The organism is Rhizobium sp. Root491 (assembly GCF_001427205.1).
Lineage (GTDB): Bacteria > Pseudomonadota > Alphaproteobacteria > Rhizobiales > Rhizobiaceae > Agrobacterium > Agrobacterium tumefaciens.
Genome location: NZ_LMFF01000001.1, coordinates 1,135,203 through 1,156,663 on the forward strand (window position 1 = coordinate 1,135,203; position 21,461 = coordinate 1,156,663).

A 21,461-nucleotide genomic window follows, 5' to 3' on the forward strand; every position below is an offset into this window, starting at 1 on the left:
CGATCCGGCGGTGGCCGGGTCGCAACGGTTGAAAGCGGTAGCGTCCATGCGTATTACTCTTGAGCGGTCGAACCTTCTTAAATCGCTGAACCACGTCCACAGGGTCGTCGAGCGTCGTAACACGATCCCGATCCTGTCCAACGTTCTGCTGCGCGCATCCGGCGCCAATCTGGATATGAAGGCGACCGACCTCGACCTCGAAATCACCGAAGCGACGCCGGCCATGGTGGAGCAGGCGGGCGCGACCACCGTGCCGGCGCATCTGCTTTATGAAATCGTGCGCAAGCTGCCGGATGGTTCCGAAGTGCTTCTGGCCACCAATCCGGATGGCTCCACAATGACGGTTGCTTCCGGCCGTTCGAAATTCTCGCTGCAATGCCTTCCGGAAACCGATTTCCCGGATCTGACCGCCGGTACCTTCAGCCACACCTTCAAACTGAAGGCGACCGACCTGAAGATGCTGATCGACCGGACGCAATTTGCGATTTCGACCGAAGAGACACGCTATTATCTGAACGGCATCTTCTTCCACACCATCGAAAGCAACGGCGACCTCAAGCTGCGCGCAGTCGCGACGGACGGTCACCGCCTTGCGCGCGCCGATGTGGATGCGCCTTCCGGCTCCGAAGGCATGCCGGGCATCATCATTCCGCGCAAGACCGTCGGCGAATTGCAGAAGCTGATGGACAATCCCGAACTTGATGTCACCGTAGAGGTATCGGACGCGAAAATCCGCCTGACCATCGGCTCGGTCGTTTTGACCTCGAAGCTGATCGACGGCACCTTCCCGGATTACCAGCGCGTCATCCCCACCGGCAACGACAAGGAAATGCGCGTCGATTGCCAGACCTTCGCCCGTGCGGTCGATCGCGTGTCGACCATCTCTTCCGAGCGTGGCCGCGCCGTGAAGCTGGCGTTGACCAACGGCCAGCTGACGCTGACCGTCAACAATCCGGATTCAGGCAGTGCGACGGAAGAAGTGGCTGTCGGTTACGACAATGATTCGATGGAAATCGGGTTCAATGCCAAATATCTCCTCGACATCACCTCGCAGCTTTCCGGTGAAGACGCGATTTTCCTTCTGGCGGATGCGGGCTCGCCAACGCTCGTTCGCGACACCGCCGGCGACGATGCGCTTTATGTTCTGATGCCAATGCGCGTTTAAAGTGGACTTTTTGTCTTCAAATCAATCAAAAAACGCCGGTGGATCGCTCCACCGGCGTTTTTTGATTCGGCGCAGACAGATTTCTAACGCTAAACGAATTTTTCCAATTACGACATTTTGCCTTGTTTTAGCGCCAAATGAGATAAACAGTGCGTAACATTTTTTTGACAATGACCAAAATACATCCGAGGGGAATTATGGCACTCAACCTGAAGCAACGCTTTGAAAGAAAATTTGAGGAAGAAATCCGCTTTTTCAAAGGCATGGTCAGCCAGCCGAAAAAGGTCGGAGCCATCGTCCCGACATCCTCCATCACGGCAAGAAAAATGGCGAGTGTCATCGACCCGCATTCCGACCTGCCCGTTCTCGAACTCGGCCCCGGTACCGGTGTCATCACCAAGGCCATTCTGGCACGCGGCATCAAGCCGGAGCGCCTGACGGCCATCGAATATTCGACCGATTTCTACAATCAGCTTCTCAGAAGCTATCCAGGCGTCAACTTCATCAATGGCGATGCCTTCGATCTGAATGCGACACTTGGCGAGCACCAGGGCCAGATGTTCGACAGCGTCATTTCCGCCGTACCGATGCTGAATTTTCCGATGGCCGCCCGCATCAAGCTTCTCGACGAATTGCTGAAACGCGTGCCGCACGGTCGCCCCGTCATACAGATATCCTACGGTCCGATTTCCCCGATCGTTGCGCAGCCGCATCTCTACCACATCCGCCATTTCGATTTCATCGTGCGCAACATTCCTCCGGCGCAATTGTGGACCTATACCCGGGCCTGATCACACGGCAGAGTGGGCAAAGGCCGTCATTTCCCGGTCGTGACAGATGGTTAGGGGCCTGATTTTCCCTTTCCATCGCCATTGAGGACCGTTCCCATGCATGCCCTTTACATTACCCATCCCCAGGTCCGGATCGATCCGGCGGTTCCGGTTCCGGAATGGGGACTTTCGGACGTGGGTGCACAGCGGGCGTTTGAGGCAAGCCGCCTGCCATGGGCACGCGCATTGCGCCGGATCGTGTCGAGCGCGGAAACCAAAGCCATCGAAACCGCCCGAATCCTTGCTGAAACATCCGGCGCGGATATTGAAATCATCGGGGCGATGCATGAGAATGACCGGTCGGCCACAGGCTTCCTGACGCCGCCGGAATTCGAAAAGGCTGCCGACTGGTTTTTTGCCCATCCGCGAGAAAGCTTTCACGGCTGGGAACGGGCAATCGATGCGCAGGCGCGAATTGTTAACGCCGTCAGGGCCGTTCTAGACCGGCACGACCCGCAACAGCCGATTGCCTTTGTCGGCCATGGCGGCGTCGGCACGCTTTTGAAATGCCATATCGAAGGCGTCGGCATCAGTCGCAGCAAGGACCAGCCACCCGGCGGCGGCAATCTTTTCCGGTTCCCAATCGCCGAATTTTCACTTGCAGCTCAGCGCCCCACATGCGACTGGACGGCAATGGAAACATGGCAGGGATAAGACAATGACCGCGCGCGAAAAACTGATCGTCGGGCTCGATGTTCCGACTGTGCAACAAGCTGAAGACATCGTGTCGAAGATCGGCGATGAGGTTCTGTTCTACAAGATCGGCTATCAGCTGGTATTTGCCGGTGGTCTCGAATTCGCCCGCGACCTTGCCCAGAGCGGCAAGAAAGTCTTTCTCGACATGAAACTGCTCGACATCGACAACACCGTCGCCTCCGGCGTCGAAAACATCGCCCGCATGGGCATGTCGATGCTGACCCTGCATGCCTACCCGAAAGCCATGCGCGCCGCAGTCAAGGCAGCCGAAGGCTCTGGCCTCTGCTTGCTTGGTGTCACCGTGCTAACATCGATGGATGATGCCGATCTTGCGGAAGCCGGCTATGCATCGGATGCCCGTTCGCTGGTGCTGCGCCGTGCGGAACAGGCGCGCGAGGCGGGCATGGGCGGCATCGTCTGTTCGGCAGAGGAATCGACGGCGGTGCGTGAAATCTTGGGCCCCGACCTTGCCGTCGTCACCCCTGGTATTCGCCCGGCTGGTGCCGAGGCTGGAGACCAGAAGCGCGTGATGACGCCTTTTGACGCCATCAAGGCCGGTTCGGGCCATCTGGTTGTCGGCCGCCCCATCGTCAGATCAGAAGATCCGAAAGCAGCAGCCCGCGCCATTCTTGACGACATGCTGCGCGCCAGCTTTCCGGCAAATCAATAAGGACCATCGGAGGAGACGAAATGGCAAAGGGTTACTGGATCGCGCGCGTCGATGTACGCGACAACGAACGCTACAAGGACTACGTGTCGACTGCGAAGCCCGCTTTCGAGCGGTTCGGCGCCAACTTTCTCGCCCGCGGCGGTGCGTTGACCGAACTTGAGGGCAAGGCACGCGCACGCAACGTCATCATCGAATTCCCCTCTGTGCAGCACGCGATCGATTGCTACAACTCGCCCGAATACCAGGCGGCGGCCAAAATCCGTCAGGAAGTCGCCGACGCGGAGATGATGATCGTCGAAGGAATTTGACGGTCTTCAACCGCATTTCCAAAACTAGTCCCGGGCCTTGTGACAACGTCTCTTCACGCGCGCACGGCTTTGGGCTAAGAGACTGAAAAACGCTTTATCGACAGCTTCTGAGGAGCCTCCCATGACCTTGGCCAACCTTCCACCCCTCGTCACCGTTTTCGGCGGTTCGGGTTTCGTCGGGCGGCATGTCGTGCGGATGCTCGCCAAGCGCGGTTATCGCATCCGCGTGGCCGTGCGCCGTCCCGATCTTGCTGGTTTCCTGCAGCCGCTCGGCAATGTCGGCCAGATCTCGTTTGCCCAGGCGAACCTGCGGTATCGCGACTCCATCGTCAAAGCCATCGAAGACGCCGACCACGTGGTCAATTGCGTTGGCATTCTGGCCGAAAGCGGCCGCAACACCTTTGACGCCGTGCAGGAATTCGGCGCGAAAGCCATTGCCGAGGCAGCCCGCAACGCCGGTGCAACGCTGACGCACATTTCCGCCATCGGTGCCGATGCCAATTCGTCGACCGGCTACGGCCGCACAAAGGGCCGCGCCGAGGCAGCAATCCATTCCGTTCTGCCCGGCGCCGTGATCCTGCGCCCTTCGATCATCTTTGGACCGGAAGACGACTTCTTCAATAAATTCGCCAAGATGGCCCGCAGCCTGCCGTTCCTGCCGCTGATCGGCGGCGGAAAAACCAAGTTTCAGCCGGTCTATGTCGAAGATGTAGCGGAGGCCGTTGCCCGCAGCGTGGATGGCAAGCTGAAGCCCGGCGCCATCTATGAACTGGGTGGCCAGGACGTCATGACGTTCCGCGACTGTCTTGAGGCGGTTCTTGCCGCAACCTACCGTCAGCGTCCTTTCGTCAACCTGCCTTTTGGCGTCGCCTCAATGATCGGCAAAATCGCTTCGCTGGTGCCGCTGATTACGCCGCCGCTGACTGTCGATCAGGTGACCATGCTGAAAAAGGATAATGTCGTTTCCGCTGACGCGGAAAAGAACGGCCTGACCCTGGAAGGCATCGGCATTACGCCCGTTCGCGTTGCTTCCGTCCTGCCGTCCTACATGGTGCACTATCGCCCGCACGGACAGTTCTCGAACGCCGGAAAAGCAGCATAAACCTACCGTCGCGCATTAACGATCTGAACGAAAGCGGGAACCATTCCCGCTTTTTGTTTTTGCGCAATTCAATCGCAACCAAACCGCTATTGGCGCATTTCCCCCTCAACTGCAGGGGAGGTGCACCATCGACTGAAGCTGTTTTGAACAGCCGGGTAAAAGTTAACGGCAAAGTGGCCTCCACAGCCAAGCGTGGCACAAGCGCAACTGTGGAAAAGACTTCGCATTAACCCGGTATTCAGCAAGCCGCTTTATTGATAATGGCCACATTCCTAACATATCCAGAACCCTCACTTCACACACGGCGGCGTAATCCGCGCGAACGAACGTCTGAAAGGCAATAATAAAATGGGCAGATCTATCGCACTCTTTTTTGCGTGTGCGGCTTTGGTGGTTCTGGCGGGTTCTTTCATGGCGCCGGGCACGGTTGCAGCGGGTAAGAGCGGTTGCGCTCCCGCCTACGGTGTTGACCCTTGCGCAACGGCTTCGATCAGCACGAACTGATCAGCTTTCACAAGTCTCAAATAAAAAGCGCCTCCGGATTCTCCGGGGCGCTTTTTATTTTGTCCGTGCATTGGAAACGAACGGCTATTTTAAAGCTCGGCTCAACGGTAGAGCAGAAGTGCTGCCAGACCCAGCGAGCCGATGACGATGCGCCACCAGGCAAAGGGTGCAAAACCGCGTCGCGAGACGAAGTCCAGCAGCGAGCGCACGACGAACAGGCCGGAGACGAAAGCGGCGATGAAGCCTACGGCAATCAGCGCACTGTCATCGAAGCTCAGCGCATCGCGGTTCTTGTAGAGATCGAGCACAAACGCGCCGAGCATGGTCGGCATCGCCAGGAAAAACGAGAATTCGGCGGCGGAGCGCTTGTCCGTGCCCATCAACAGCGCGCCGACAATGGTGGCGCCGGACCGGGAGGTGCCCGGAACCATCGCAAGGCACTGGAACAGACCGATCTTGAAGGCAAGCGACGGCGGATAATCCATGATGTCGGTATATCTGGGCTTCAGCGGCATCCGGTCGACGGCCAGCAATATGACGCCGCCGATAACCAGTACGATACAGATGAGGATGGGTGTTTCGAACAGCACCGTCTTGATGAAGTCATGCGCCAGAGCGCCGATCACCGCCGCCGGCAGGAAGGCGACAGCGACAGCCAGCACGAAGCGGCGCGCCTTGGCACTTGTTGGCATCGCCATGGCGATCGACACAAGCTTCTGAAAATAAACAAGAAGGATAGCAATGATCGCGCCGAGCTGAATGAGAACGGCAAAGGTGTTGCCCGGCGATTTGAAGCCGAGAAAATGCCCGGCCAGCAGCACATGCGCCGTTGAGGAAACGGGAATGAACTCCGTAAGACCCTCGATAATGCCCAGCAAAAGCGCGCTGATGATCGATTGGTCACCCATGAGGTATCCTTTTTTCAGGGGGAAGCGGGAATGGAAAGCAATTGCGTTAAACTTGTTTTAAAGTAGCCAAGCTCTTATAGCGTCTTGATGAAGCGAAACTGAAAAAGTTTTCCGGCAATTGTCGATCATGACAACCAATCGTAAAAATTGAGTACCGATGCCAACTCTCTATCACTCTCCCATGTCGACCGCATCCCGGTTCGTTCGTCTGATCCTTTCGGAATACGGGTTCCAGACCGATCTCGTGGAGGAGCAGCCGTGGGAAAGAAGGCGGGAGTTTCTGGCGCTGAATCCGGCGGGCACCCTGCCGGTCTATCTCGATGACAATATGCGCTCTCTCAGCGGTCCCTACGTGCTCGCCGAGTTTCTCGACGAAACGCACGGGGTTTTGAAGCGTGACCGGCGATTGCTGGCGGAAGACCCGTTTCAGCGGGCGGAAATCCGCCGCTTGACCGAGTGGTTCCTGCAGAAGATGGAAAACGATGTGACCCGACCGCTGGTGCGGGAGCGGGTCTATAAATTGCAGATGACGGCGGCGCAGGGTGGTGGCCCCCCGGATTCCAAGCTTCTGCGCACCGCGCGTAACAATGTTCGTCAGCACATCAAATATCTGGAATGGCTGGCGGGTTCGCGGACGTGGCTCGCCGGCGACCGATTGAGTTATGCCGATCTGGCCGCGGCTGCTTCTGTTTCGGTGCTGGATTATCTCGGCGAAATCAACTGGCTTGAAGCGCCAATTGCCAAGGAGTGGTATCAGCGGCTGAAATCGCGCCCGTCCTTCCGGCCTTTCCTCAGCGAGCGCATTCCGCGCCTTGCCCCCTCCTCCCACTACGCCGATCTGGATTTCTAAGTTCCGGCCTCCCGGTTATTTGCTGCGGCGTGTAGCTACGCATATATATGTCGCAGAGTAACCCGCAGGAGAAACGACCATCGACGTTGCCAGCGACAAGCAGCGGATACGCGCTCGCAAACTGACGGACTTCGTTCGTCAGGAGGCGCTTTCGCTCGGCTTCGATCTCTGTCGTATCACCGCGCCGGACAGCATTCCGCTGGCACCGGGACGGTTGAGGCAGTTTCTCGATAAGGGCTATCATGGCACGATGGCGTGGATGGAGGAGACCGAAGCCCGTCGCGCCGAGCCGAAAACGCTGTGGGGTGACGTGCGCTCCATTGTCATGTTCGGGCTGAATTACGGGCCTGAGGAAGATCCTCGCGGCGTTCTGTCCAAAGCCGACAAGGCAGCCATTTCGGTCTATGCCCGCAACCGCGACTATCACGACGTCATAAAAGGGCGACTGAAAGAAATCGCCACCCGTTTTGCCGCGCGCGCCGGCGAGGACGTGAAGGTCTTCGTTGACACTGCGCCGGTGATGGAAAAACCACTTGCCGCAGCCGCGGGTCTCGGCTGGCAGGGCAAACATACCAATCTGGTCAGCCGCACCCATGGTTCCTGGCTGTTTCTCGGCAGCATGTTCACCACCGCCGAGCTTTGTCTTGATGAGGCCGAGAAGGACCATTGCGGCTCCTGTCGCGCATGTCTCGATGCCTGTCCGACGGCAGCCTTCCCCGCCCCCTACCAGCTGGACGCCCGCCGCTGCATCTCCTACCTCACCATTGAGCACAAAGGCGTCATCCCGCACGAGTTCCGGCCGATGATAGGCAACCGCATCTATGGCTGCGACGATTGCCTTGCCGCCTGTCCCTGGAACAAATTCGCGGCCAGCGCCTCCGAGATGAAGCTGCAGGCGCGCGAGGATTTGAAGGAACCTTCCATCGCCTTCCTGCTGACGCTGGACGACGCTGCCTTCCGCAGCTTCTTCAGCGGCTCACCGGTCAAGCGCATCGGGCGTAACCGCTTCATCCGCAACGTGCTGATAGCGGCTGGAAACTCGCGCGACCGGCAATTCGTGCAGCAATGCAAGTCTCTCGCCGAAAAAGACCCGGCACCGGAGGTGCGCGGCATGGCCGCATGGGCTTTGTCGCAGCTTATGGACAGCGAGGAATTCCGTGCATACTCTGCCGGCCGCGCCCCGGAGCCTGATCCAGAGGCGGAAATGGAATGGCAACTGGCAGAGGCGTGACCCATGCATGTGATGATTTTCGGCGCAGGATATTCGGGCAAGGCCATTGCAAACGCGCTGAAAACCGAAGCTGCAACGATATCGGGCACCACGCGCAGCACGGACAAGTTCGCAAGCCTTGCTGCAACTGGCATGACACCCTTCCTGTTCGACGGTGCCCATCTTAGTGACGATCTCATCGCCACAATGGCCAATGTCACGCATCTCGTGCAGTCCATCGCGCCGGGCAAGGATGGAGATCCACTGCTTGCGCTTTTGGGCGACGACCTGAAACGGCTTCTGCCCAAGCTTGAATGGATCGCTTATCTTTCCACCGTTGGCGTCTATGGCGACCATGACGGCGCATGGGTGGATGAGGAAACCCCGTGTCGCCCGGTGTCGGCCCGGTCCGTGGAACGCGTTGCTGCCGAAACCGCCTGGGCTGCGGCTGCTGAAAAAGCGGGGGTGCCGCTTGCCATCTTGCGCCTTTCCGGAATTTATGGCCCCGGACGCAATAGTTTCATGAATTTCGAAAAGGGAACGGCGCGCAGGCTGGTGAAGAAAGACCAGGTGTTCAACCGCATCCGCGTTGAAGATATTGGTGCGGCCCACGCCTTTCTGGCGCGGAGAAATGAACGCGGCGTCTTCAATGTGACGGATGACGAACCCGCCCCGCCGCAGGATGTGGTGAGCTTCGCCGCCACGTTGATGGGCCTCGAGCCGCCTCCCGAACAGGCATTCGAGACCGCCGATCTGACGCCGATGGCACGCTCCTTCTACGGCGAGAACAAGCGTGTTTCCAACGTCAGGATACGTGGCCTCGGTTTCGATTTCAGCTTCCCGGAGTACAAAATCTCCCTGACACAATTGTGGGAAAGCGGCCTCTGGCGGGGCTAAAAATCCCCCAGTTAAAAGCGATGAAAAATCCTTCCAAACCCGTTTTTGAGGATGGTTTTGGTGGTTTTTCAGTCAATTAGGCTTTTATTAACCATGCAAAAATCGCTAAAATCGTAGCCATTAGAAAAATATTTCACTCACATTTCGTGAACTGGATTCACGAAGGCGTGACTTGTAACAGCATTTCCATTGAGCATTGATTCTGCGTCATTTTTTCCACTTTTCAACAATAAGGCACCGACGACACCTTTCCGGCTAACGATCACGAATGTTACAGTCTGTAACACTTCGTGATTTGAGATCAGCTTTTTTTCGCCATTTTTCCCTCGCCCTACAATCTCGCATTCAAACGCGTTCAGGCCAGACAATGGCCGTTTAGCAAGGGCACAATCAATCGGCGCGGGGCCGATTTTCAGGGAAGCACAGTTTGTTGAATATCCGTCGTATAACTTTCACCGTCGCAACTATAGCCGCCTGTTCCATCATTGCGCCTCTTCAGGCGAATGCGGCAAATGGTTGTGGAGGGGCATCGTGGTATGCGTTGAGCTCCAAGACTGCTTCGGGCGAGCGTATGAACGCCGCCAACATGACCGCCGCTCACCGCTCGCTGCGGTTCGGCACCAAGGTCAAGGTTACCAATGCCCGTAACGGCAAGGCCGTTGTGGTGCGCATCAATGACCGCGGTCCGTTCATCAAGGGTCGCGTTCTCGATCTTTCCAAGGCCGCTGCGAAAAACATCGGCATGATCAGTTCCGGCACCGCCAAGGTCTGCTACGAGGTCGTCAGCGCCGATTGAGCCTTGCCCTTGCCGCCATTCGCGTCTACCAACCGGGCTAATCAGCAAAATGAGGTAGACAATGCGTTTGGGCGGGCGTTTGGCCGGAGCAATCGAAGTATTGGCGGATATTGAGGGACGCAGGCGTCCCGTTGCCGATGCTCTGAAGGACTGGGGACTTGCCCATCGTTTCGCAGGTTCGGGTGACAGGGCCGCGATCGGCAACATCGTCTATGACGCGCTGCGCATGAAACTGTCACACGCCTGGCTGATGGATGACGACAGCGCCGCCTCGCTTGGTTATGCAGTTCTGCTGCGCCAATGGGGCAAGAGCTTTTCGGAACTTGCGGCGGAATTCGACGGCGACAAATTTGCCCCTGCCGCGCCTGATGAAGAAAAGCAGAAAGCCTTTCTCTCCCGTTCTCTCGCCGATGCACCAGCCCATATTCAGGGCGACATTCCCGAATGGGTTCAAGCATCCTTCGAGACGGCGTTCGGAGAGGGCTGGCTTGCCGAGGCGCAGGCGCTGAACCAGCGCCCGACACTTGATCTGCGGGCCAACACGCTGAAGGCCACTCGCGACAAGGTGCTGAAGGCGCTGGAAGAGAGCGGTGCGGAAGCAACGCATATCGCCCGTCAGGGTGTCCGCATCCCCGCCGGCGAAGGCCCTTCCCGCCTGCCGAATGTGACCGCCGAACTGTCCTTCCAGAAGGGCTGGTTCGAAGTTCAGGACGAGGGATCGCAGATCGTTGCCGATCTTGCCGGCGCGCATGAAGGCGAACAGATACTCGATTATTGCGCCGGTGGCGGCGGCAAGACGCTGGCCATGGCCGCCAGCATGAACAACAAGGGTCAGGTTCACGCCTTCGACGCGGATCGCAAGCGGCTCGCGCCGATTATCGAGCGGCTGAAACGAGCCGGCACGCGCAATGTGCAGGTTCATGACCGCGCAGCCGGACTTGTCCCGTTTCATGAAAAATTCGATCGCGTTCTGGTGGACGCCCCCTGCACTGGCACCGGAACATGGCGCCGGCGGCCTGACACCAAATGGCGGCTGACCACACGCAATCTGGAAGAACGGGTACAGCAGCAGGGCGAGGCCCTTTCGCAGGCCAAGGGTTTTGTACGCCCCGGCGGCGAGCTGCTTTATGTCACCTGCTCGGTTCTGCCCGAGGAAAACGAGCAGCAGGTCACGCGCTTCTGCGAAGAAAATCCGCAATTCTATATCGGTTCGGCACTGGAACGCTGGCAGACGACTTTTGGCGGCAATGCAAACAAACCGCATTCCTCTGACGGCAAGACAGTGACGCTGACGCCTGCAACTACAGATACGGATGGTTTCTTCTTCTGCGTAATGAAACGCAAAGCGTGAAACAGGTTTTGCACGCGCTGATTTTACTTCGAAAAACACCGAGTAGCTTGTTTCAAAGCATTCTAAACTAGAATATTTGACACAAGTTTGCGATTGGGTCAGAACTCGCTTGCCGCAGCGTGAGGTTATTTCACGCCTGCCCAAGGAGAGGGATCATGATCCGCAAAACCATTCTCAGCGCGTCTTTCGCGCTTCTGGCCGCATCCGCGACCTTCACCGCGCTTCCCGCCAGCGCTGCGACCGACGCCGCCGCTGTCGTCAAGCATTACGCCGACGTCGCGCATGCGAAATACGAGGATTCGCTGACCACGGCGAAGGCGCTGGACAAGGCAATCGATGCGCTGATCGCAACACCGAGCGAAGGAACGCTGAAAGCTGCACGTGAAGCGTGGATCAAGGCGCGCGTTCCCTACCAGCAATCGGAAGTCTACCGGTTCGGCAACCCTGTGGTCGACGCCTGGGAAGGCAAGGTAAACGCCTGGCCGCTGGATGAAGGCCTGATCGACTATGTCGACGGTTCCTACGGCACCGAGAGCGACGAGAACGAGCTTTACGTCGCAAACATCATCGCCAATCCGAAGATCAAGATCAGCGGCGAAGATGTCGATACCTCGAAGATCACCCCCGAACTGATCGAAAGCCTGCACGAGGCGGGCGATGTCGAAGCCAATGTGACGACCGGTTACCACGCCATCGAATTCCTGCTCTGGGGCCAGGACCTGAACGGCACCGGACCGGGTGCGGGCAACCGCCCCTATACCGACTACGACAAGAAGAATTGCACGAACGGCAATTGCGACCGCCGCGCCGATTACCTGAAGTCCGCCTCCACCCTGCTGATCAAGGATCTTCAGGAAATGGTGGACGCCTGGGCGCCGGAAGGCGAAGCCACCAAGACAGTGGAAGCCGACCCGAAAGCCGGCCTGACCGCCATTCTCACCGGCATGGGCTCTCTTTCCTATGGCGAGCTGGCAGGGGAGCGCATGAAGCTCGGCCTTCTGCTGCACGATCCGGAAGAGGAGCATGATTGCTTCTCCGACAATACCTATAATTCGCATCTTAACGACGCCATCGGCATCGCATCTGCCTATACCGGCGAATATACCCGTGTGGATGGAACGAAGATGACCGGCGCCTCGCTGTCGGAGCTGGTCGGCGCCAAGGACAAGGCGCTGAACGACGAGATGACGGCGAAGCTGAACAAGACGCTCGACGCCATGCATGCCATGGAAAAGCGTGCCCAGACGGTCGAGGCCTACGACCAGATGATCGGCGAAGGCAACAAGGAAGGCAACGCCGTGGTTCAGGCTGCCATCGACGGCCTTCTCGACCAGACGAAAACCGTCGAACGCGTGATTGCGGCACTCGATCTCGGCAAGATCGAACTTGAAGGTTCCGCCAGCCTCGATAATCCGAACGCCGTCTTCAAATAAGAGCCAATGCGGGCCGCAGATCGCTGCGGCCCGCCATTCCCATGCTTTCCATGAAGTCATCGCTGCCGCGGATCCGCAAGCCGTTCTTCTTCGCCGGGGCAGCCTGCCTTGTGGCATCGATGGTGCTTGCCGCGCCGCTTCGTGACGACCTGACGGAAAAAGATCAAAGCCGCGTTCAGGCTGTCACCGCGCCGACGATGGATTTTACCATGCCGGAGCCCTTCGAGGCCATGTCCGGCGGGGCAACGACCAGCACCCATAAAGCCGATAGCGGCGCGTTTTCGCATCCATCCGCAACAATGCCGTTTGAGAGAAAACAGGATTTCAAGCTCGGCAATGCGCTGTTCCAGAAGCTCTGGGTGTCTTCCCCCTCCTCCACGCAAGCCTCAGACGGGTTGGGGCCGCTCTATAACGCCCGATCCTGCCAGGCCTGCCATGTGAAGGACGGCAGAGGCCGACCGCCACTTGCCGGCGAAGATGCCGTCTCCCTGTTTCTGCGGCTGGCCCGGCCTGCCCGCAACGAGGCGGAACGGGCAGCGATTGCGCGCCACGAGGTGTTGAATTTTCCCGACGAGACCTATGGCCGGCAGCTTCAGAACGTTGCCATTCCCGGCCTCGCTGCAGAGGGCAAACCTGTCGTCACCTATATCGAAAAGCCCGTGCGGCTGGCCGACGGCGAGGTGGTGATGCTTCGCAAGCCAGACTATGCCGTGGCAGGCCTGCACTATGGCCCCCTGGGCGTCGATACGACTTTGTCGGCGCGGATTGCCATGCCAACCCTTGGGCTTGGGCTGATCGAGGCCATTGCCGAGGCCGATATTCTGGCCGGCGCCGATCCGGATGACAAAAATGGCGACGGCATTTCCGGGCGCCCTGCTTTTGTACGGGATCACCGGACCGGCGAAGTGAAGCTCGGCCGATTTGGCTGGAAAGCCCAGAACGCCAGCGTCCGCGACCAGAGCGCTAGCGCTTTCTCCCACGATATCGGTATTTCCACGCCGGATGCACAAAACGCCTATGGTGATTGCACCGACGTTCAAAAAGACTGTCTTGCCATGCCGACCGGCGTGCAGCCACGGCTTGGGCCAGTGGAGGCGCCAGACCCCATTCTCGATCTCGTGACCTTTTACACCGAAAACCTTGCAGTGCCGCAGCGCCGCGATGTGGGTGATCCCACCGTGTTGCGGGGAAAGCAGCTTTTTTACGCATCTGGCTGCACATCCTGCCATACACCGAAATTCGTCACCCGCCGTGACACTGCCGACCCCATGCAGTCTTTCCAGCTGATCTGGCCCTACTCGGATTTTCTGCTGCACGACATGGGAGAGGAGCTTGCCGACGGCCAGCAGGTGGGCGAAGCAAGCGGGCAGGAATGGCGAACCCAGCCGCTCTGGGGTATCGGTCTGACGCGAAGCGTGAATGGCAACGGCTTTTACCTGCATGACGGGCGGGCGCGCAGCCTGACAGAAGCGATATTATGGCACGGCGGCGAAGCGCAAAAAGCGCGCGATGCCTTTGCCGCCTTGCAAAAATCCGACCGGCAGGCTTTGCTGGCTTTTCTGGAGTCCCTTTGATGAAAAATGCCATGCGAAAAATACCCGGTCTCATCTCCGTGCTGCTGCTTTTGGGTATGCGGCCCGCAATGGCGCAGGATGTGGAGCTGATGCCGCCGCCACCGCTCGACGCCGTACAGGTCCGGGGCGTGATGGAAAAAGCGGTGAACGGTTTCATCCGTCCCGGCTATGACCACTTCCGGCAATCGGCAGAGAAGCTGGAAGGCAGCATGAAGGCGTTCTGCGCCGCCCCTTCCAAGACGACGGATGAAGCGGCCAAAGCGGCCTTTGCCGATACGGTCTCCAGTTGGTCAACCATCGAGATCGTTCGGGTCGGTCCGGTGATCGAGCACAACCGCTTCGAACGTGTGCTCTATTACCCAGACAAGAAGGGTCTTGGCCTGAAACAGGTACAGCGTTACCTTGCGGAAAAGGACGAAAGCGTCACCAGCGCCGAGAGCCTGAAGGGCAAGAGTGTCGCAGCGCAGGGCCTCGGCGCGCTGGAATTCGTGCTCTATGGCGCCGGAGCGGGTGACCTGTTCGACAAGAAGGGCGATTTCCGTTGCCGTTATGGCGCGGCGATTGCCGGCAACGTTGCCAATGTGGCGGCGGAGCTTTCCGACAGCTGGAACGCACCTGATGGAGCGCAGAAAAACTGGACGCAGCCCGGCGCGAATAATCCCGTTTTTCGCGATGAGCGTGAGGCGCTGGTTGCCCTGCTTGGCATTCTCGTGCACGGCGCCGAAGCAATCCGCGACCAGCGCATAGAGACGTTCTACAAGGGGCCGGACAAGGCGAAGTTTCCCCGCACGGCGATCTACTGGCGGTCCGGCCTGACGTGGAAAAGCATTGCCGCAAACATCAAGGCCGTTCAGACCCTCCTGCACACGGCCGATATGGTCGAACTCGTGCCACCCGACCAGCGCTCCATCGTCAACTCCATCGATTTCATCGCCAAATCGATGATCCGCATTGCGGGAACGATTGATACCAACGTGGAAAAGGCGCTTGATGACGACCAGCAACGCGCCAAGGTGGATTACCTGCTGCTGAACGGCAAAGACCTGATCTACCGCCTCAACGACCAGTATGGCGGCGCAATCGGTCTCAGCTCCGGCTTTTCCTTCGCCGACGGAGACTGAGGCGGTGATATCAGGCAAAAAGCCGACGCTCATAGACAGGCGCAGCTTTATCAAGGCAGCGGGCATTCCGTTCCTTGCGACGCTCGCTCCCGGCTCGCTGCATGCGCTTGAACGCGCGGACGCTGTCTTCGCTTCCGCTTTTCGCGCCCATGACGGTTCCTACGGCATTGCGACTGTGAGCGAACGCGGCGAGATCATCGACCGTGTTGCGCTCCCAGCCCGCGCCCACGGAATGGCAACGAGCCATGCGACCGGCATGACAGTGGCCTTTGCGCGCCGGCCCGGCACCTTCTTCATGGCCTTTGACCCCGCGCGACGCCGCGAGCCTGTCGTGATGCACACGCCGGAAAACCGCCACTTCTACGGCCACGGACAATTTTCTCCCGACGGTGCGGTCCTCTACGCCAGCGAAAACGACTTCGATGGCAATCGCGGTGTTATCGGGCTTTACGATGCCCGCAACGGATTTGCCCGCATCGGTGAATACGACGCCCACGGCATTGGCACCCATGACATGACCGTGAGCGACGATGGCAGGCTGATCGTGATCGCCAATGGCGGCATCGAGACCCACCCGGATTTCGGCCGAACCAAACTCAATGTCGACAGCATGCAGCCGTCGCTCGTGCTTCTGGACGCCGCCAGCGGCCAGTTGATCCAGAAACATACGATGCCAGATCAGTTACGACAGCTTTCCACCCGCCATGTCGATCTCGGCGATGACGGGCGTGTCTGGTTCGCCTGCCAATATGAGGGACCGCGCAACGATCTTCCGCCGCTTGTTGGCCATTTCTCGAAGGGCGAGGACCTTGCCTTCGTCGATCTACCAGAGCAAACGACGGTGCGCCTTGCCAATTATGTCGGTGCCATCGCCGTCAACCGGCGCGATGGCCTGGTGGGCCTGACCTCACCCAATGGCAACGCGGCCGTGACGCTGGATGCGAAAACCGGGCGTGTTGTATCCGAGACGACCGTGCGGGAGGCTGCGGGCGTTGCCCCCGCCATAAAGGGCATTGCGGTTTCTTCCTATGACGGATTTTTCGAGGCTATTCGCAGCGACGTGGCGTGGGACCAGCATATCGTGCGTATTTCAGGCTAAAATACTGAAAATGCACCGGAACAAAAAAGACCAAAAAGCATTTGAGGCGTCATGAAAAACCTGTCCGTGTATATCATTTTCGTGGTTGTGGTTGTTGCGCTGGGTGCGCTCATCGGCATCAACAACGTGCCGGGCGAATGGTACCAGTCGCTTCAGAAGCCGCCCTTCAACCCGCCCAACTGGATATTCGGCCCGGTTTGGACAACGCTCTACGTGATGATCGGCATTACAGGCGCGCGAACATGGATCGTGAGACCGGCGGGCACGCGCATGCGTCTCTGGTTCACGCAGCTGGTGCTGAATTTCCTGTGGTCGCCAATCTTTTTCGGCATGCAAAGCCCGACAGGCGCGCTCGTCATCATCGTGCCTATGCTGATCTGCATTCTGGCTTTCATTGCGCTCACCTATAGTCGCGACCGCATCTCCATGTGGCTTTTCGTGCCCTACGCCCTTTGGGTCGCCTTTGCCACGCTGCTGAATGCAAGCATCGCCGTGCTGAACTAATTGCTCCTGCGGCACTTGCCTTGCCCGCCGCCACACGCCATGTCAGTTTGCGGTGAGGACAAAAGCAGGCAGGTAAGCCAATGGAGATCACGGATCCCGGCGATTTTCGTCAGCGGATAGAAAGAAGCTTTGCGCGGCAGGGTGTGGTGCAGGCAATCGGTGCGCAGATAAGCCGCATCGAACACCGTCTGGTGGAAATCGAGCTGCCGTTTCATGAAAAGCTGACACAGCAGCACGGCATATTGCATGCCGGTGTCATTGCCGCCGGCCTGGATACCGCCTGCACCTATGCCGCCTATACGATCATAGAGCCGGAAGCCTCGCTGCTGACAATCGAGTTCAAGGTCAACCTCATGTCACCCGGGCGCGGCGAGCGGTTCCTGTTTCGTGGCGAAATCATCAAGCCGGGCAACAACCTGATCGTTGCCGATGGCCGCGCTTACGCCCTTTCCGACGGGCCGGCGAAGCTGATCGCCTCCATGACGGGCACGATGATGGTGGTAAAGGGCCGCGAGGATATTTCCGGATGAGCTACCGGCTTTTGCATGTTGCAGACAAATCCATTCTTTTCGTCATGGCGGCTTCCGCCGAATACGGTCCACACCTGCAGGCGCGCATCGCGCCCTTGATGACCGGCGTCGGCCCGGTCGAGGCAGCGATTTCGGTCACGGCAATTCTTGCCGGTCTCGATGCGGCGGACCATCTGCCTGACCTTGTCGTTTCGCTCGGCTCCGCCGGCTCGCGGACGCTCGACCAGACTGGCATCTATCAGGCGATTTCTGTTGCCTATCGCGACATGGATGCCTCCGCCTTCGGTTTTGAAAAGGGCCGCACGCCGTTTCTCGATCTGCCGGCCGAGGTGGCCTTGCCCCTGCGCATACCCGATATTGCCGAGGCGCGGCTTTCCACGGGCGCCAACGTCGTCTCTGGTGCCGCCTATGGGTCGATCGATGCCGATATGGTGGAAATGGAAACCTATGCCGTGCTCCGGGCCTGCCAGCGCTTCGGCGTGCCGCTCATCGGCCTGCGCGGTATTTCCGACGGCAGGGAAGATGTGAACCATGTGGACGACTGGACGGAATATCTGCATATCATCGATGAAAAGCTCGCAGACGCCGTCGACAGGCTTTGCCGCGCTATCGAAGATGGTGCGATCACCCTTTGAACCTCGCGATTTTAGTAAATTTCCGCTGTTAGACGCCCGCTTCCGGGTTGCCTAAAGCCGCCATTTTCTTTAAAGGCTCGCCATGACCCAGATAGCCCATCCCGACAGCATTCTCATCATCGATTTCGGCAGCCAGGTGACGCAGCTGATTGCGCGCCGCATCCGCGAAGCCGGGGTCTATTGCGAAATCCACCCGTTTCAGAATGCCGCAGAGGCGTTTGAGAAGCTCCAGCCCAAGGGCGTGATCTTCTCCGGCGGCCCCGCATCTGTCACGGCGGAAGGCAGCCCGCGTGCGCCGCAGGCGGTGTTCGACAGCAAGGTTCCGATCCTCGGCATCTGCTACGGCCAGCAGACGCTCTGCACCCAGCTTGGCGGTGTTGTCGAGGGCGGTCACGCGGCGGAATTCGGGCGCGCCGATATCGACATCAAAAAGGCAAGCCCTCTGTTCGACGGTTTCTGGGAACAGGGCAAGAGCTATCCCGTCTGGATGAGCCACGGCGACCGCGTGACGAAACTGCCGGAGGGTTTCGAGGTTATCGCAACCTCCGAGAACGCACCCTTCGCCATAGCTGCCGACGAGACACGCCACTATTACACCACCATGTTCCACCCGGAAGTGGTGCATACGCCAGATGGCGGCAAGCTGCTCTCCAACTTCGTGCACAAGATCGTCGGTCTCAAATCCGATTGGACGATGGCAGCCTATCGCGCCGAGATGATCCGCAAGATCCGCGATCAGGTCGGCACCGGGCGCGTGCTCTGCGCACTCTCCGGCGGCGTCGATTCCTCGGTTGCGGCGATCCTCATCCATGAGGCGATCGGTGACCAGCTGACCTGCGTTTACGTCGACCACGGTCTGATGCGGCTTGGCGAAAGCGAGCAGGTCGTCGGCATGTTCCGCGACCATTACAATATTCCGCTGGTACATGTGGATGCCGCAGACATGTTCCTGGGCCAGCTTTCTGGCGTCTCCGACCCGGAAGTGAAGCGCAAGACTATCGGCCGTTTGTTCATTGAGGTCTTCGAGGCGGAAGCTGCCAAGATCGCAGCAGACGGCAAGGGTGCTCCGAATTTCCTCGCGCAGGGCACGCTTTACCCTGACGTCATCGAGAGCGTTTCCTTCTCCGGCGGTCCTTCCGTCACCATCAAGAGCCACCACAATGTCGGTGGCCTTCCCGAGCGCATGAACATGCAGCTGGTGGAGCCGCTGCGCGAGCTCTTCAAGGACGAGGTGCGTGCGCTTGGCCGTGAACTTGGCCTGCCGGAAAGCTTCATCGGGCGCCATCCCTTCCCCGGCCCGGGTCTGGCGATCCGTTGCCCCGGTGCGGTCACCCGCGAGAAGCTCGATATTCTGCGCAAGGCAGATGCGATCTATCTCGACGAAATCCGCAAGGCGGGTCTTTACGACACCATCTGGCAGGCCTTCGCAGTGCTCCTGCCGGTGCAGACCGTGGGCGTCATGGGTGACTACCGCACCTATGACTTCGTCTGTGCGCTCCGCGCTGTGACCTCCGTGGATGGCATGACGGCGGATTTCTACCCCTACGACATGAATTTCCTCGGCCGCGCCGCGACCCGCATCATCAACGAAGTCCGGGGCATCAACCGTGTCGTCTATGACGTGACGAGCAAGCCGCCCGGCACGATCGAGTGGGAATAAAACGAAGGCGGAGCAATTCCGCCTTTTGTTCCTCTTTTGTTCTTTATTTTATCACCGCGCAATGATAGGTTTCCGGCCTTGGTATAAGGCTGTGGAGCATCGTCATGGAGTGCGAGTTGGCGGACGAAAGAGCCTTAAGGCAGCTTTGTTTTGATGGGCTGGAGCCGCAGAAAATACGGCGCATCAATCCGCGCTTTCGAAACAAGCTCCTGCTACTGCTGAAGCCACCACGGCAATTGGCGGAAAGAATTTTTATCGATGCATCGCATCATGCCAAGGGTCGGACAACCCGCGAGGCATATCCCGCCGAGCTTCTGCACATAACCCTGCTGTGTTTGGGATGTTTCGAGACAATCCCTCACGGACTGACAAGCAGGCTGAAGGCGGCAATGGGTGCGGTAAACGCGCGGCCTGTTCCGGTCACCCTGGACGCAAGCGCGCTTTTCGGCAATCGCAATAGTCTGGTGCTGCGAAACGGTGGTGATCTGCCGGAGATCAACGCTCTGGTGAAGCTGCTGCAACGCGCGCTTCGACAGGCAAACCTTCCCTATATCGCGGCACCATCTTACACGCCGCATATCACGATGATTTATGGCTGCGGGAAGATAGAGCCGATGCCGGCCGGAAAACCCTATAGCTGGCTTGCGGGTAATTTCGAGCTTGTTTTCAGCCATAATGGCGAAACGCGACATGAGTCCCTTGGACGCTTCGCACTTTCCGCAAAAGCAGATCGTTATGAGCCGCTCGAAAGCCAGCTGCATTTACCGGATAAACTGATCGGTCCGAGAAAACGGCCGAACCGAAAGCAGGCGGAACGCTAAGGCCCGCCAACATATACGCACGAGCGAGGCGATGTCGCCTCGCTGCAAACGATAATCAGCTTAGAGCTGAACCTTGTCGAAAGCCTTGCCGTCGATGCCAAGCGCTTCGAGGTCGGCGCGGGCCGGCTTGCGATGCGCGCGAACAGCGGCCGAAACCGAAAGTGCGGCACCGAGAACGGCGAAAGTTTCGCCAAAGAAGTTACGCGATGTCTTTGCAACCTGACGCATTTTTCTCTCCATCTTTGATGCCCAGATAATGGGCATTTTTGGCCTCTGCTACAACTCATGATGTAGCAGGGAAGCCATGCAGCTTTGCTCGCGCTCGTTTGGATGTCAGACACTGCATTTTTGCATGGCTAGAATTCCGTGCTTCAGGCTGCGGGTTGAATACGGCGCATTATTTGTTATGCCGGAAGTTCAAGACAAAGAGGCAGGCAACATGACGGTCACCATTTACGGCATCAAGAACTGCGACACGATGAAAAAGGCCAGAAGCTGGCTGGAGGCCAACGGTGTCGACTATTCTTTCCATGACTACAAGACGGCTGGCATCGACCAGGCCCATCTCGAAACATGGTGCGATGCCGCGGGCTGGGAAACGGTTCTGAACCGGGCCGGCACTACCTTCAAAAAACTGGACGATAGCCAGAAAGCCGATCTTACCCGCGAAAAGGCCATTGGCCTGATGCTGGAGCAGCCCTCCATGATCAAGCGACCGGTGCTGGAGGCAAAGGAGACGATAACCGTCGGCTTCAAGCCGGAAACCTATCAGTCCCTCTTTGCGTGAGCGCAGGCCA

General features: G+C 58.5%; 23 protein-coding genes. 21 read left to right on the plus strand and 2 right to left on the minus strand.

What is annotated here, in order from left to right; all coding sequences use genetic code 11:
• Positions 1–46: 46 nt before the first annotated feature.
• From dnaN to ASD46_RS05645, 6 genes are all read left to right on the plus strand, one after another.
• Positions 47–1,165 carry a DNA polymerase III subunit beta gene (gene dnaN / locus ASD46_RS05620; protein WP_003514704.1) on the plus strand — a complete coding sequence of 373 codons (1,119 nt, stop codon included), beginning with the start codon at positions 47–49 and terminating at the stop codon, positions 1,163–1,165.
• A gap of 197 nt (positions 1,166–1,362) precedes the next feature.
• Entirely contained in the window at positions 1,363–1,956 is a 594-nt protein-coding gene (pmtA, locus tag ASD46_RS05625; protein WP_003514702.1) for a phospholipid N-methyltransferase PmtA, read from the plus strand.
• A gap of 96 nt (positions 1,957–2,052) precedes the next feature.
• Entirely contained in the window at positions 2,053–2,649 is a 597-nt protein-coding gene (locus tag ASD46_RS05630; RefSeq protein WP_003514701.1) for a histidine phosphatase family protein, read from the plus strand.
• Positions 2,650–2,653: 4 nt separating this feature from the next.
• Positions 2,654–3,361 carry an orotidine-5'-phosphate decarboxylase gene (gene pyrF, locus ASD46_RS05635; protein WP_025592226.1) on the plus strand — a complete coding sequence of 236 codons (708 nt, stop codon included), beginning with the start codon at positions 2,654–2,656 and terminating at the stop codon, positions 3,359–3,361.
• 20 nt (positions 3,362–3,381) lie between these two features.
• Positions 3,382–3,669: a DUF1330 domain-containing protein gene (locus ASD46_RS05640; protein WP_003514697.1), complete on the plus strand. Its 288-nt coding sequence runs from the start codon at positions 3,382–3,384 to the stop codon at positions 3,667–3,669.
• 121 nt (positions 3,670–3,790) lie between these two features.
• The gene (locus tag ASD46_RS05645) at positions 3,791–4,771 is read left to right on the plus strand and encodes a complex I NDUFA9 subunit family protein (RefSeq protein ID WP_003514695.1); all 981 of its coding nucleotides are present in this window, start codon (positions 3,791–3,793) and stop codon (positions 4,769–4,771) included.
• A gap of 605 nt (positions 4,772–5,376) precedes the next feature.
• Here ASD46_RS05645 and ASD46_RS05650 read toward each other — a convergent pair.
• Positions 5,377–6,183 carry an undecaprenyl-diphosphate phosphatase gene (locus tag ASD46_RS05650; RefSeq protein WP_019564454.1) on the minus strand — a complete coding sequence of 269 codons (807 nt, stop codon included), beginning with the start codon at positions 6,181–6,183 and terminating at the stop codon, positions 5,377–5,379.
• Positions 6,184–6,340: 157 nt separating this feature from the next.
• Between ASD46_RS05650 and ASD46_RS05655 the strand changes: the two genes are divergently transcribed.
• From ASD46_RS05655 to ASD46_RS05720, 14 genes are all read left to right on the plus strand, one after another.
• The gene (locus tag ASD46_RS05655; protein WP_003514689.1) at positions 6,341–7,033 is read left to right on the plus strand and encodes a glutathione S-transferase family protein; all 693 of its coding nucleotides are present in this window, start codon (positions 6,341–6,343) and stop codon (positions 7,031–7,033) included.
• Positions 7,034–7,112: 79 nt separating this feature from the next.
• Positions 7,113–8,264 carry a tRNA epoxyqueuosine(34) reductase QueG gene (queG, locus tag ASD46_RS05660; RefSeq protein WP_029658724.1) on the plus strand — a complete coding sequence of 384 codons (1,152 nt, stop codon included), beginning with the start codon at positions 7,113–7,115 and terminating at the stop codon, positions 8,262–8,264.
• Between the two features lie 3 nt (positions 8,265–8,267).
• On the plus strand, positions 8,268–9,140 hold the full coding sequence (locus ASD46_RS05665) for an SDR family oxidoreductase (protein ID WP_025592219.1): 873 nt from the start codon (positions 8,268–8,270) through the stop codon (positions 9,138–9,140).
• A gap of 427 nt (positions 9,141–9,567) precedes the next feature.
• Positions 9,568–9,936, plus strand: a complete 369-nt coding sequence (locus tag ASD46_RS05670; protein WP_013635343.1) for a septal ring lytic transglycosylase RlpA family protein — start codon at positions 9,568–9,570, stop codon at positions 9,934–9,936.
• 61 nt (positions 9,937–9,997) lie between these two features.
• Complete coding sequence (locus ASD46_RS05675) at positions 9,998–11,287, plus strand: RsmB/NOP family class I SAM-dependent RNA methyltransferase (protein WP_025592218.1); 1,290 nt, start codon at positions 9,998–10,000, stop codon at positions 11,285–11,287.
• A 155-nt stretch (positions 11,288–11,442) separates the two neighbouring features.
• Positions 11,443–12,720 carry an imelysin family protein gene (locus ASD46_RS05680; RefSeq protein ID WP_025592217.1) on the plus strand — a complete coding sequence of 426 codons (1,278 nt, stop codon included), beginning with the start codon at positions 11,443–11,445 and terminating at the stop codon, positions 12,718–12,720.
• A 41-nt stretch (positions 12,721–12,761) separates the two neighbouring features.
• A complete protein-coding gene (locus ASD46_RS05685; RefSeq protein ID WP_035197714.1) occupies positions 12,762–14,294 on the plus strand; it encodes a di-heme oxidoredictase family protein in 1,533 nt (510 codons plus the stop codon).
• The gene (locus ASD46_RS05690; protein ID WP_025592212.1) at positions 14,294–15,415 is read left to right on the plus strand and encodes an imelysin family protein; all 1,122 of its coding nucleotides are present in this window, start codon (positions 14,294–14,296) and stop codon (positions 15,413–15,415) included. The genes ASD46_RS05685 and ASD46_RS05690 overlap by 1 nt, the downstream gene beginning before the upstream one ends.
• A 4-nt stretch (positions 15,416–15,419) precedes the next feature.
• The gene (locus tag ASD46_RS05695; protein WP_025592211.1) at positions 15,420–16,514 is read left to right on the plus strand and encodes a DUF1513 domain-containing protein; all 1,095 of its coding nucleotides are present in this window, start codon (positions 15,420–15,422) and stop codon (positions 16,512–16,514) included.
• 51 nt (positions 16,515–16,565) lie between these two features.
• A complete protein-coding gene (locus tag ASD46_RS05700) occupies positions 16,566–17,018 on the plus strand; it encodes a TspO/MBR family protein (protein WP_013635337.1) in 453 nt (150 codons plus the stop codon).
• Positions 17,019–17,098: 80 nt separating this feature from the next.
• The gene (locus ASD46_RS05705) at positions 17,099–17,548 is read left to right on the plus strand and encodes a PaaI family thioesterase (RefSeq protein ID WP_025592209.1); all 450 of its coding nucleotides are present in this window, start codon (positions 17,099–17,101) and stop codon (positions 17,546–17,548) included.
• Positions 17,545–18,183 (plus strand): 5'-methylthioadenosine/S-adenosylhomocysteine nucleosidase, encoded by a 639-nt coding sequence (locus tag ASD46_RS05710; RefSeq protein WP_013635336.1) that lies wholly within the window; start codon positions 17,545–17,547, stop codon positions 18,181–18,183. The genes ASD46_RS05705 and ASD46_RS05710 overlap by 4 nt, the downstream gene beginning before the upstream one ends.
• Before the next feature lie 82 nt (positions 18,184–18,265).
• Positions 18,266–19,843, plus strand: a complete 1,578-nt coding sequence (gene guaA, locus ASD46_RS05715; RefSeq protein WP_003514664.1) for a glutamine-hydrolyzing GMP synthase — start codon at positions 18,266–18,268, stop codon at positions 19,841–19,843.
• A gap of 104 nt (positions 19,844–19,947) precedes the next feature.
• Positions 19,948–20,664, plus strand: coding sequence for a 2'-5' RNA ligase family protein (locus ASD46_RS05720; RefSeq protein ID WP_035197711.1), 717 nt, complete (start codon positions 19,948–19,950; stop codon positions 20,662–20,664).
• Between the two features lie 60 nt (positions 20,665–20,724).
• Here ASD46_RS05720 and ASD46_RS27430 read toward each other — a convergent pair whose 3' ends face one another.
• Positions 20,725–20,892, minus strand: a complete 168-nt coding sequence (locus ASD46_RS27430) for a hypothetical protein (RefSeq protein WP_003503889.1) — start codon at positions 20,890–20,892, stop codon at positions 20,725–20,727.
• Between the two features lie 211 nt (positions 20,893–21,103).
• Between ASD46_RS27430 and ASD46_RS05725 the strand changes: the two genes are divergently transcribed.
• A complete protein-coding gene (locus ASD46_RS05725; RefSeq protein WP_025592205.1) occupies positions 21,104–21,451 on the plus strand; it encodes an ArsC family reductase in 348 nt (115 codons plus the stop codon).
• The last annotated feature ends 10 nt before the right edge of the window (positions 21,452–21,461 follow it).